The following is an 11,281-nucleotide window of genomic DNA, read 5'->3' as shown; positions in this document are numbered from 1 at the left end:
CCCTTCTTCAGCCAGAGAGAAAGCCCGTGTCCAAAGCCATCCGCACCGTTTCCCAGTTCCTCGCCGCGGCGGCCATCGCCGCAACGGCCGCCGCCGCGCACGCGCAGGGCGCGTACCCCGAGCGCCCCATCCGCCTCGTGGTCTCGCAGGCGCCCGGCGGCAGCAGCGACACCATCGCGCGCCTGTGGGCCGAGCACGCGGGCAAGGCCCTCGGCGGCACCATCGTGGTGGAGAACAAGCCCGGCGGCGGCGGCATCATCGCCGCGCAGAACGCGCTGAACCAGCCTGCCGACGGCTACACGCTGCTCTACGGCAGCGTGTCGCTGATGGTGCTCAACCGCTTCACCTACAAGCCGCTGCCCTACGACCCCGAGAAGGACTTCACGGGCGTGGCCATGCTGACCACGGTGCCCTTCGTGCTCTCGACCAACCCGGCCACGGGCATCAAGACCCTCAAGCAGCTGACCGAGCGCGCCAAGGCCGCGCCAGGCAAGCTCAACTTCGCCTCGGCGGGCCTGGGCAATTCCACGCACCTGGCGGTGGAGCTGCTGTCCAGCACGCTGGGCATCTCGATGACGCACATCCCCTACAAGGGCGAGGCCGACGGCGTCATGGCCACCATCGGCGGGCAGGTGGAAGTGATGGCACCCGTCTACGGCACGGCGCTGCCGCACATCAAGAGCGGCAAGCTCAACGCGCTGGCCGTGCTCTCGCCCCAGCGCACGCCCGAGTTGCCCGACGTGCCCACCGCCAGCGAGCTGGGCGTGAAGGGCTTCGACAACATGGGCTGGAGCGGCATCGTGGCGCGCGCGGGCACGCCCGCGGCCATCGTCGACAAGCTCAACAAGGCCACCGAGGCTTTCCACAAGAGCCCCGAAGTGCAGGCCAAGCTGCGCACCATGGGCGTGATGCCGGTCTCGGGCCCCGCGTCGCTGGTCATGGAAACCACGGCGCGCGACACCAAGGCCTGGGGCCCGACGCTGGAAAAGCTCGACCTGAGCAGCAAGTGAGCCCGCACGCCATGAAGAAAGAAGCCATGGTGGTCTGCCCGCAGCCCGAAGCGGCCGAGTCGGGCATCGACATCCTGCGTGCGGGCGGCAACGCGGTGGACGCCGCCGTGGCCACCGCGCTCGCGCAGACGGTGGTGGATCCGCTGATGTGCGGCATCGCGGGCTTCGGCACCGCGGCCGTCTACCTGCCCGGCGCGGGCGTGCACGAATACTTCGACTTCCACTCGCCCGCGCCGCTGGCCGCGCGCGAGGACATGTGGCAAGACCTGCTCGAAGGCGAGACGCCCGACGGCTTCGGCTTCATCCTCAAGGGCCGCGTGAACGACATCGGCCCGCAGTCCATCGCCACGCCCGCCACGCTCAAGGGGCTGGAGGCCATGCACCAGGCCCACGGCCGCCTGCCGTGGAAGCAGGTGGTGGAGCCGGCAATCCGCTGGGCGCAGGACGGTTTCTTCGTGCGCCCCGGCATGCACTCCTTCTGGATCGACGAGCCCACCTCGGGCCGCGTCGGCAACCTGGAGCGCCTGCAGTACAGCGAGGAGGGCCGCGCGCTCTACTGCCGCCCGGACGGCCGCCCGAAGGCTATCGGCACGCCGCTGCGCAACGAAGGCATGGCGCGCGTGCTACGCCGGATCGCCGAAGAGGGCTCGCACCCCTTCTACCAGGGCGACCTGGCGCGCGAGATGGTGGCGCACCTGCAGTCGCTGGGCGCGCTCGTCACGCTCGACGATCTGGCGCGCTACGAGGTGCGGCGCAACGCCCCGCTCGTGGGCAGCTACCGCGACCGCACCATCACCACCAACCAGCCCCCGGGTGGCGGTGCGATGCTGCTGGAGATGCTCAACATTCTGGAGAACTTCGATCTGGGCGCGATGGAGCACAACAGCCCCGAGTACCTGCGCATCGTCTGCGAGGCGATGAAGAAGGCCACGTCGGACAAGGACCGCCACATCGGCGACCCGCGCTTCTTCGACGTGCCGCTCGGCCAGCTCCTGTCGAAGGACCTGGCCCGCGAGGCCGCCGCGCAGATCCGCGCGGGCCAGCGCTTCAGCGTGGAGCGCGTGAATCCCGGCGCGCCCGTGCCGCGCGACACCACGCACCTCGCCGTGGTGGATGGGGATGGCAATTGCGTTTCGCTGACCCACTCGCTCGCCATGCCCTCGGGCGTCATCACGCCGGGCATGGGCTTTCTCTACAACGGCTGCATGGGCGTGTTCGACCCGCGCCCGGGCCGCGCAGGCAGCATCCGGCCGGGCAAGAGCCGCTTCACCGCCTCCTGCCCCACGATCACGTTCAAGGACGGCCGGCTCGACGTAGTGCTGGGCGCACCCGGCGGCACGCAGATCGCCATGGGCGTGCTGCAGGCGCTGCTCAACGTGATCGACCACGGCATGGAGATGCAGGCCGCTGTGAGCGCGCCGCGCTTCTCGTCCACCAGCAACGCCATCGACGTGTGCAACCGCATCCCGCGCCACACCACACGCGCGCTGGAAACCCAGGGCTACAAGGTCAACCGCAACCCGTACAACTACACCATCGCCTGGGTGCATGGCGTGCAGGTGCAGGCCGACGGACTGCACGGCGGCGCCGACCCGGGGCGCGACGGGGTGGCCTACAGGCTGCGCCTGGACTGACGCGGGCCGCCGCTCAGTCGAGCGGCCCCGGCAGCGTTGCATCGGGCACCGGCCCGGCGGGTGCGGGTGCGGGTGCGCCCTGCCCGATGCCGCGCCACCAGGGCTGCGCACGCGGGCCGTGCGACGGTTCCACGGGCTCGCCCAGGCGCGGCATCAGCAGCTGCGCGCCGTGCCCGGGCGCGAGCTGCAGCAGCGTCTCGGCCGGCTCATCCCAGTCGTGCACCGCGAGGCTGAACGTACCCCAGTGCACCGGCAGGAAAGCGCCGCCGCCCAGCAGATCCAGCGCCTTGAGCGCGTTGGCGGGGCCCAGGTGGATGTCGCCCCAGGTCGGGTGGAAGGCGCCCACCTCCAGCATCACCAGGTCGAACGGGCCGAAGCGTTCGCGGATCGCGGCGTATTCGGTGGTCAGGCCCGTGTCGCCGCTGAAGAACACGCGGTGGCGCGGCGTCTCGATGACCAGCGACGCCCACAGCGTGGCGTTGCGATCCTTGAAGCCCCGGCCCGAGAAATGCTGCGACGGCGCCGCGTGCACCGTGAGATCGGCCTGCGGCAGGTTGTAGCTCTGCCACCAGTCCAGCTCGGTGATGCGCGCGGCGGGCACGCCCCAGGCTTCCAGATGCGCGCCCACGCCCAGCGGGGTGACGAAGGGCACGTTCTGCTTCGCCAGCGCGCGGATCGTGGGGTAGTCCAGGTGGTCGTAGTGGTCGTGCGAGACCAGCACCAGGTCCACCGGCGGCATGGCGGCCAGCCGCACGGGCACGGGCTGGAAGCGCTTGGGCCCCATGAACCGCGAGGGCGATGCGCGCGGGCCCCACACGGGGTCGGTGAGCACGCGCAGGCCGTCGATCTCAATGAGCACCGTGGAATGCCCGAGCCAGGTGGCCCGCAGGCCCGAGCCCGGTGCGCGGCGCCAGGTGTCCAGCGGGTCCATCGAAGGGAGCGGTGCGCCCGGCAGGCGCCTGCCGCCGGGCAGGAGGATGTCGCGCAGCGCGGGGCGCGGCGCCTGCCGGTCGCGCAGGCCGGGCAGGACGGGGTGGATGTTGCGGAACACGCCGTCCGCCCACAGCGGCGAATCCTGCATGCGCTCCAGGCGCAGGCCCGTGGCGCGCTGGCCGAAGGTTTTCATGCGGACGATGCTAGCGCGCCCGCAATGTCCACAGCGCCGCCCCCACGATCAGCGCGCCGCCCGCCCACGCCCCGGCGCTGAGGCGCTCGCCCAGCCAGGCCACGGCGAAAAGCGCGCCCCAGGCGGGCTCCGTGCCCGTGAGCAGCCCCACGCGGCTGGGCGCGCTGTGCTTGAGCGCCCAGTTCTGCGCGAAGAAGGCGAACACCGTGCAGCCCAGCACGAGGTAGAGGCTGGCGGCCCAGAAGGTGCCCTCGCGCGGCAGCGGCGGCAGGCCGCCGAGCGCCAGCGCCGCCAGCAGGCAGCCCGCACCCACCACGGCCGATTGCACGGCCGTGAGCAGCAGCATGGGCGCCTGCGCGTGGCGGCGCGCCAGCAGGCTGGTGGCGCACACGGTGACGGCGCGCAGCACGGCGGCGGCCAGCATCAGCGCATCGCCCAGGCCCCATTGCAGGCGCCAGCCGCCTGCGAGCAGCGCGGCGCCCAGCAGCGAGACGGCGGCGAAGCCGAACAGGCGCGCGGCGGGGCGCCGGCCCAGCAGCGCCCATTCGGCGAACGGCGTGAACACCACGCACAGGCTGATGAGGAAAGCCGCATTGCTGGCTTGCGTGTGCGCCACGCCGTAGGTCTCGCAGACGAAGATCGCCAGGAGCAGCCCTCCCAGCGGCAGCCCCGCGCGCCATGCATCGCGCCGCTGCGCGGGCGTGGCGCGCACGCAGGCCGGCGCCAGCAGCACGGCAGTGAGTAAAAAGCGCACGGCCAGGAAGCCCAGCACCGGGTAGAACGCCAGCGCACCCTTGGCCACGCCGTAGCTGGTGCCCCAGGCGATGGCGACGAGCAGCAGGGCGGCGTCGGACAGGCGCGGCAGCAGCGCAGGAGGGGCATGGGTGAGCGCGGTCATGCAGGCATCGTAGATTTGCGCCCTGCAATTGATAATCCAGACTGCTTACACAAGACCTGTTCCCTATGCGCACGAATGCAGTCCTCGACAGCCTGGCCGACATGGCCATCTTCGCGCGCGTGGTGGAGGCCGGCAGCTTCTCGGGCGCGGCCCGCGGGCTGGGCCTGACGCCCTCGGCGGTGAGCCGGCAGGTAGCGCGGCTGGAAGGGCTGCTGCGCGTGCGCCTGCTGGAGCGCACCACGCGCAAGCTGCGGCTCACCGAGGCCGGCCAGGCGGCCTTCGCGCGCTGCCAGGCGCTGGAAGCGTCCGCGCGCGAGGTGATGCAGTTGGCTGACCGGCACACGGCCGCGCCCAGCGGGCTCGTGCGCATGGCCGTGCCCAAGGCCTACGGGCGCCAGCGCATCCACCCGCTGGTCGCACCGTTCCTCGCCGCGCACCCGCAGGTGGACGTGCAGCTCGTCACCACCGACCGCGCGGTGGACCTGTTCGCCGAGGACATCGACCTGGCCGTGCGCATCACCGACGTACCGCCGCCCGGCCTGGCGGGCCGCCCGCTGGAGGCGGTGGAGCACCTCGTTTGCGCCAGCCCCGCCTACCTCGCGCGGCGCGGCACGCCCGCGCACCCGCAGGACCTGGCCGCGCATGACTGCATACCCCTGGGCGAGGGCCCGGGCGGGCTGCGCTGGCGCTTCGCGCGCGGCGCACAGCAGGTTGCGGTGGCGGTGCGCGGGCGCTACCGGGACAACCACAGCGAGAACCGGCGCGACGCGGCCCTGGCGGGCCTGGGCCTGGCGAGCCTGCCCGCCTTCACCGCGCAGGCGCAGATTGCCAGCGGCGCGCTGGTGCGCGTGCTGGCCGAATGGCGGCACGACACGGACTATTCGGGCACGGCATGGCTGCTGTACCCGCCGGGCCGCTTCCTGCCCGCGCGCATGCGGGCGTGGATCGACCACCTGGCAGAGAAGTTGGCTTAGCCGGGTACGCCTTCCCAGGCGGCGCGCTGCACGTCCAGCGGCAGCTCATGGGCCAGCGCCATGTGCTCGCGCTCGTGGTGGTGCTCCAGCACGTGGCGCAGCGCGTGCGCGCCGTCCAGCAGCGCCAGCACCGCGCGGCGGCGCTCCGTCTCGCCCTGCAGCGGCTGGCGCGCCGCCGCCTGCACGCGCTGCAGGTGCTCGTCGGCCAACAGGGCGATGCGCTCGTGCTCCAGCAGGTAGACGCGCGGCGCCCAGCGGGCGCCCTCGGGCACGTGGGGCAGCAGGCGGGTGTTCTCGATCTCGATGTGCTGGGCCAGTTCCTGGCGCCAGCGGCGCAGGTGCTCCAGCGCGGCGCCGAAATCCGCGCCCACGATGTCCAGCAGGTGGGCGTGCAGCAGCGCATCCAGCCGCTCGTGCTGGCGTTCGAAATAGGCGGGGGTTGCTCGTGGACATCGCGGGTCCGATTCTGCCACCCGCCCGCCTGGCGCCGATAGCTACTCATTTTGTAGCTGCTTGCGCTTGCCAGATAAGCGCTGAAGGCCGATTTGGCTGGTATCAATCCTCGACGGTATCGTGCGTGGCCGCGCTGCCGCGCCGCCAGTAGCCCGAGGCCTTCACCCACTTGGGATGCACGCCGCGCTCGCCCACGAGGTGCGCACGCAGCGCCTTGGCGACGCCGGTTTCGCAGGCGACCCAGGCGTGCACGTCGCCCGCGGGCAGCGCCTGCGCGCGCAGCGCGGCCAGCAGCGGCCCCGCATCGCCCGGCGCGGCGCCGCTGCGGTGCACCCAGTGGATGCGCGCATCGGCCGCCGTGGGCAGGGGCTGCTCGTCGGCCGGGCCGTCCGCCTCGATGAGCGCGAGCGCGGGTGTGCCCGCCGGCAGCTCGCCCAGGCGGCGCGCGATGGCGGGCAGGGCCGTTTCGTCGCCGACGAGCACGTAACCGTCGAACGCCAGCGGCACCAGCAGCGAGCCGCGCGGCCCGCCCACGCCGATGCGCTGGCCCGGCGCGGCCTGCAGCGCCCAGGCGGTGGCGGGGCCGGCGTCGTGCAGCGCGAAGTCGATGGCCAGCGTGCGCGCGGCCGCGTCGTGGTGGCGCGGCGTGTAGTCGCGCATGGGCGGGCGCGGCGCGTCCGGGTCCGGCTGGCCCTGCGTGCCGAAGTCCGGCAACTGCAGCGCACCCGTGGCGGGATCGGGCAGGATGAGCTTCACGTGGTCGTCGAAGCCGGGGCTGTGGAAGCCCTCCAGTTCGTCACTCTCGAGAGTGACGCGCACGCAATGCGGCGTGATGCGCTCGGCGCGCTGCACGGTGAGCGTGCGCAGGCGCAACTCGTGGCGCACGCGCTGCAGGGCACGGGCGGCCATCCGTTCGTCGGTGGTGTTCATGGTTGTCCTTTCTTTCAGAGGCGTTCTATGTGCCGGGCCGCGGCGTCGAGCACGTCGGCGATGGCATGGGCCTGGGCGTCGCCCATCGGCTCGCGGGCCAGGCGCATGTGCAGCGCCTGGCGCAGGTTGTGCACGGCACGCTCCACGGGCGCAGGGCGCGCGCCGTGGGCATGCACGGCGGCGCCGCTGTCCATGCGGGCCAGCAGTTCGTCCACCTCGGCGCGGTGGGCCTGCAGGTGCTCCAGCCCGGCGGCGGTGATGGTGTGCCGCTTGCGCCCGCCCTCGCCGGCGGTCACGGTGACGTGGCCCATCTCCTCCAGCAGCGTGAGCGTGGGGTAGACCACGCCGGGGCTGGGGCTGTAGCTGCCGCCCAGCCGCTCTTCGATGGCCTTGATGAGTTCGTAACCGTGGCGCGGCTTGTCGGCGATGAGCTGCAGCAGCACGAGGCGCAGCCCGCCGTGGCCGAACACGCGCCCGCCGCGCCGCGTGGCCGGATGGCCGGTGCGCAGGTCGAGAAATTCAGGGTCTTTCATGGCATTCATTTCGATATATCTTTTTATTTACGATATATCTAAATTGCCGCTGGCGGCGGGCATCCGCCCAAAGCCCCCATGGGCGCCGTGGTTGCTACCCCGCCGCCGCCAGCCCCGCCGCATGTCCACGCGTAAACGCCTCCTCGAACACCGAATAGCCCGACCAGTCGGCATGCGCAAACAGCAGGCGCTGGGTGCCAGGCGTGGGCAGCAGCGGCACACGCTCTCCATTCGATAGCTGCCAGCGCTTGTCAGGCAAGCGCTGGAGGCCGATTTGGCTCAAGAACCCGAGCGTGCCCGGCACGGGGATGGCCATGGCGTGGCCGTAGCGCGTGATCTCCATGCGCGTGGCGCGGCCGGCCACGTCGGGGTGGGGCACGGCCAGCGCGGCCAGGATGGCGTCGCGCCAGTGCGTCCAGGGCCGCTCGGCCAGCGCCTGGCGGGCCTGCGGCACGTCGCCCAGCGCCTGGTAGTAGGTGAGCACGGTGGGCCCGGCGAGCAGCGCGCCGGGGTCCAGCCGCTGGTGGCCCGCATCTACATAGCCCAGGCCGCCGGGGGTGGGGTCCGCGTAGAGCACGTTGTCCCACGCGGGGGCCGCGCCCTCGCGGTCTGCCAGGGGCGCGCCGATGTGGAGGTTGGCCACCAGCCAGGGCGCCCACTGCAGGCGGCGCGCAGCCTCGTGCACGAAGGCGGGCGCGGGTTGCACCACGCGCGCGGCGATGAACGCGGGCAGCGCCACGATGCAGCGCGCGGCCTGCCAGCGCACCACGCGGCCGTTCGCATGGTCGAAGGCGTCCACCTCCACGCCGTGGCGTGTCTCGGCGATGCGCAGCACGCTGGTGCCGGTGCGCAGGCGGCCCGCGAGCGGCGCGGCCAGGCGCCGGGCAAGCCAGCCGTTGCCCTCGGGCCAGGTGAGCACGGCCTCGCGCTCCTCGCTCCCCGGCGCCTCGCCCGGCGCGTGGAAGCCGTGGCGGCTCGCAAAGTAGTGGATCCCCGCCCAGGCCGAGACGCGCGCCGTGCCCGCGCCGTAATCGTCGCGGCAGCAGTAGTCCAGGTACCAGCGCAGGTGTGCATCATCCAGGCCCTCGCGCGCCAGCCAGGCATCGAAATCGATAGCATCCAGCGCTTGGTGGACGGGCGCTGCAGGCCGGTCTGGCACCCAACTTTTGAGTACCGGCATGGTGAAGGGCGCTGCGCGCGACAGCGCGGCCACGCGCGCGGCGAAGCGCCGGTACTGCGCCAGCGTGGCCTCGCCCACGCCCTGCACGGGCAGCAGCCCCTCCTGCCAGTGGCCCTGGAAATACAGCCGCTCCTGCGGGCTGTGGCACAGGTGGCGCCCGTCGTCGCCCCCGTACTGCCAGCGCCCGGCCACGCGCTGGCGCAGCCCCAGTTCCTCCAGCAGGTCCTGCACCTCGCTGGCCTGCTCGCCAGGCACGGGCAGGTAGTGCGCGCCCAGCGGGCAGGCGACGCCCCGCACGCTGCCGGCGCGGCTGTTGCCGCCGGGCGCGTCCTCCAGCTCCAGGAGCTGGAAGTCCTCCACACCGGCCAGACGCAGCGCCCGCGCCGCGGCCAGGCCGGCCACGCCGCCACCGGCAATCACCACCTGCGTGCGGCGTATGACATCGGGCGCCGGCAGAGTGCCTGCGCGCAGTCGCTCACGCAGGGCATGGCCGCGTTCGATGTGGATGCCGGTAAAGCCGCCATCGAGGGCATGCCTCGTCGGAGCACAGGCCGCAAGCCCCAGGGATGCCAGCAGAAAACCGCGCCGCTGCATGGGCCGCTCAGGAAAAGAAAGGGCAGACGGCAGGCCGTTCCTCAGAACTGCTGCACATCGTTGAGTTCATATGCATTGGGCTTGCCATTTCCTCGCTCGGAAATCAGGCGCCCGATATGTTGGCATACGACCAGATCGAAGAATGCCGTGCCATGGCCCGCCGCCATGAACCGTCTAGCGAATGCCTGTTCGAAGTGGCCTCCGCCCTCGTCGAACTCCCCCAGCGCGAGCAGTTTGCGCGCATCCATCACCGAAGGTTGCAGCGAGAAGTGCGGCCACCACATGTTGCTGCGCGCGCCTTGCGGCTGGCGCGCAAAAAACGCAGCCTGTCCCTCGGATGGCACATGCTCGTGCAGCACGTAGCGCCGACCCGTGGCCAGGTGCCGACGCAGCAGGCCCCCCGCCAGTGCGCGGTCCGGCAGGGTCTCGGCATAGTTGCGATTGAAAACCACCTGGGCCAAGCCAGGTTCGGCCTGCAAAATGCCAACAGCCCGGCCCACATAAGGCAAGGCGGCCAGGAACTCCCAATCGTCTTCCAGATGCAGCCAGTACGAAGTGTGCACTTCGGTGCGCAGCAGGTTCATGCTGCGCGCGTGGCCCTTGTCCTGCGGATCTTTGAGGATGAAATCGAAGAACGGATAGCGCTGCCGCATGCGCTCACGGTCGCTTTCGCTGGAGTTGTCGTCCACGCACACGAAGCGCCGTATGCGGTGCAGGTCTTCGCAGCAGTTCAGGAACGAGTTCACCGTGCGCTCGAACAGGTCGAGCCGCTTGCAGGTGGTGATGGTGAGCGTGGTGTCGCCCTCGCCCGTACCCTTGCGTTCCAGCAGCCGCTGGACGACGGCCTGCGGGTACTGTGCGGTGTGCGCGGCCATCGCCGGTGCAGCGAAATCACGGTTGGCCTCCACACGCGGACGCTCGGACTCGGGCAGCAAGTCGTCGTCCAGCAGTTGCATGCACAGACGAAAGCTCTCCAACGGCTGGCCCAGCCAGTAGGCGGCGATGGCCGATTCGTCCACGGCGCCCCAGCGGTACATGCCTTCGTCCATGAAGAGGATGTCCGCCGGCCGGGGCAGGCCCAGGGCCGCGCGGGCGTACAGCTGGGCCATGGCCCACTGCTGGCGCCGCCCATGCCAGCGGGCCAGGGCCACCAGCGGCTCGGCGCGCGCGGGCCGGTGCTGGTAGGCGGCCAGGTAGGCGCCGCGCACCTCGGTGTCAGGCCGCTGCAGCCCGTCGGCCAGCACCGCCGCCTGGTACAGCGCGAACCACACCTCCTCGTCCCACCCGCCCATGCGCGCACGCGACAGATAGGCTTGGCGCGCCTTCTCCGGCTCGCCCGCGTCGCGCCAGCTTTGGGCCAGGTAGAAGGCCGTGCGCGCGTTGCCGGGCTCGTCGCGCAGGGCCTGCTCCAGCAGCGCGGCGTCCTTGCGGAAGGTCAGCGGGTCGCGGCTGCGCGCGCCCTCGTGGCGGCGCTCCACCCAGGGGCCGTCCAGCGGCGCCAGGTGGTGGGGCACGTCGGTGGTCAGGTATTCATGCACCACGCCCACCCAGCGCCAGGGCAGCGCGGCGGACACCAGCAGGCACTGCCGGTAGCGCGTGCCGTCGCTGTCCAGCTGCAGCGTATAGGCCGGGGCCTGCAACGGCGGCCAGGCCCAGCCCGGCGGCGCGTGGAAGATGTTGTCCGCGTCCATCACCAGCACGTAGCCGCCGCCCTGCGCGCGGGCCAGGTCCAGCGCCTCGCTGCGGTTGTGGCCGAAGTCGCGCCAAGGGCGTTCGTGCAGCGCGCCGGGCACGTCCGCCATGCAGCGGCGGATGATGTCCTGCGTGCCGTCGGTGGAGCCGGTGTCCACGATGGCCCAGTGGGTGACGAAGGGCTTGACCGAGGCGAGGCAGCGTTCGATAACGCCCGCCTCGTCCTTGACGATCATGTTCAGGCAGATCACGGCGCG

At 71.7% G+C, this 11,281-nt stretch carries 10 protein-coding genes; 3 read left to right on the top strand and 7 right to left on the bottom strand.

Annotation, left to right across the window (positions count from 1 at the left end):
• Window positions 1-26 precede the first annotated feature (26 nt).
• Together AAG689_RS22665 and ggt are read left to right on the top strand one after the other, a co-directional pair.
• The gene (locus tag AAG689_RS22665; RefSeq protein ID WP_406623884.1) at window positions 27-1,010 is read left to right on the top strand and encodes a Bug family tripartite tricarboxylate transporter substrate binding protein; all 984 of its coding nucleotides are present in this window, start codon (window positions 27-29) and stop codon (window positions 1,008-1,010) included.
• 11 nt (window positions 1,011-1,021) lie between these two features.
• Window positions 1,022-2,644: a gamma-glutamyltransferase gene (ggt, locus tag AAG689_RS22660; protein WP_406623883.1), complete on the top strand. Its 1,623-nt coding sequence runs from the start codon at window positions 1,022-1,024 to the stop codon at window positions 2,642-2,644.
• Window positions 2,645-2,657: 13 nt separating this feature from the next.
• On the opposite strand, the gene AAG689_RS22655 is transcribed toward ggt, so the two are convergent.
• Window positions 2,658-3,770, bottom strand: coding sequence for an MBL fold metallo-hydrolase (locus AAG689_RS22655; RefSeq protein WP_406623882.1), 1,113 nt, complete (start codon window positions 3,768-3,770; stop codon window positions 2,658-2,660).
• Window positions 3,771-3,780: 10 nt separating this feature from the next.
• The gene (locus AAG689_RS22650) at window positions 3,781-4,668 is read right to left on the bottom strand and encodes a DMT family transporter (RefSeq protein WP_406623881.1); all 888 of its coding nucleotides are present in this window, start codon (window positions 4,666-4,668) and stop codon (window positions 3,781-3,783) included.
• Window positions 4,669-4,733: 65 nt separating this feature from the next.
• Between AAG689_RS22650 and AAG689_RS22645 the strand changes: the two genes are divergently transcribed.
• Entirely contained in the window at window positions 4,734-5,642 is a 909-nt protein-coding gene (locus AAG689_RS22645) for a LysR family transcriptional regulator (RefSeq protein ID WP_406623880.1), read from the top strand.
• Here the strand turns inward: AAG689_RS22645 and AAG689_RS22640 are convergent.
• The 5 genes from AAG689_RS22640 to AAG689_RS22620 all read right to left on the bottom strand — a co-directional run bounded on the left by AAG689_RS22640 (window position 5,639) and on the right by AAG689_RS22620 (window position 11,275).
• The gene (locus AAG689_RS22640) at window positions 5,639-6,115 is read right to left on the bottom strand and encodes a hypothetical protein (protein ID WP_406623879.1); all 477 of its coding nucleotides are present in this window, start codon (window positions 6,113-6,115) and stop codon (window positions 5,639-5,641) included. The genes AAG689_RS22645 and AAG689_RS22640 overlap by 4 nt on opposite strands.
• Before the next feature lie 82 nt (window positions 6,116-6,197).
• On the bottom strand, window positions 6,198-7,025 hold the full coding sequence (locus tag AAG689_RS22635; RefSeq protein ID WP_406623878.1) for a siderophore-interacting protein: 828 nt from the start codon (window positions 7,023-7,025) through the stop codon (window positions 6,198-6,200).
• A gap of 14 nt (window positions 7,026-7,039) precedes the next feature.
• Entirely contained in the window at window positions 7,040-7,558 is a 519-nt protein-coding gene (locus AAG689_RS22630) for a PadR family transcriptional regulator (protein ID WP_406623877.1), read from the bottom strand.
• Between the two features lie 94 nt (window positions 7,559-7,652).
• The gene (locus AAG689_RS22625; RefSeq protein ID WP_406623876.1) at window positions 7,653-9,332 is read right to left on the bottom strand and encodes an NAD(P)-binding protein; all 1,680 of its coding nucleotides are present in this window, start codon (window positions 9,330-9,332) and stop codon (window positions 7,653-7,655) included.
• A gap of 41 nt (window positions 9,333-9,373) precedes the next feature.
• Window positions 9,374-11,275, bottom strand: coding sequence for a glycosyltransferase (locus AAG689_RS22620; RefSeq protein ID WP_406623875.1), 1,902 nt, complete (start codon window positions 11,273-11,275; stop codon window positions 9,374-9,376).
• Between the last annotated feature and the right edge of the window lie 6 nt (window positions 11,276-11,281).

The organism is Acidovorax sp. SDU_ACID1, from assembly GCF_045291395.1.
GTDB lineage: Bacteria > Pseudomonadota > Gammaproteobacteria > Burkholderiales > Burkholderiaceae_C > MR-S7.
The sequence above is the reverse complement of the archived record's forward strand: the minus strand, read 5'-3'. Positions and strand labels throughout refer to the sequence as shown.

Bases quoted from the DNA above. Each gene is read 5' to 3' on its own strand.
- AAG689_RS22655 (WP_406623882.1), bottom strand. From the start codon at position 3,770: ATGAAAACCTTCGGCCAGCGCGCCACGGGCCTGCGCCTGGAGCGCATG.
- ggt (WP_406623883.1), top strand. From the start codon at position 1,022: ATGAAGAAAGAAGCCATGGTGGTCTGCCCGCAGCCCGAAGCGGCCGAG.
- AAG689_RS22650 (WP_406623881.1), bottom strand. From the start codon at position 4,668: ATGACCGCGCTCACCCATGCCCCTCCTGCGCTGCTGCCGCGCCTGTCC.
- AAG689_RS22635 (WP_406623878.1), bottom strand. From the start codon at position 7,025: ATGAACACCACCGACGAACGGATGGCCGCCCGTGCCCTGCAGCGCGTG.
- AAG689_RS22625 (WP_406623876.1), bottom strand. From the start codon at position 9,332: ATGCAGCGGCGCGGTTTTCTGCTGGCATCCCTGGGGCTTGCGGCCTGT.
- AAG689_RS22645 (WP_406623880.1), top strand. From the start codon at position 4,734: ATGCGCACGAATGCAGTCCTCGACAGCCTGGCCGACATGGCCATCTTC.
- AAG689_RS22630 (WP_406623877.1), bottom strand. From the start codon at position 7,558: ATGAAAGACCCTGAATTTCTCGACCTGCGCACCGGCCATCCGGCCACG.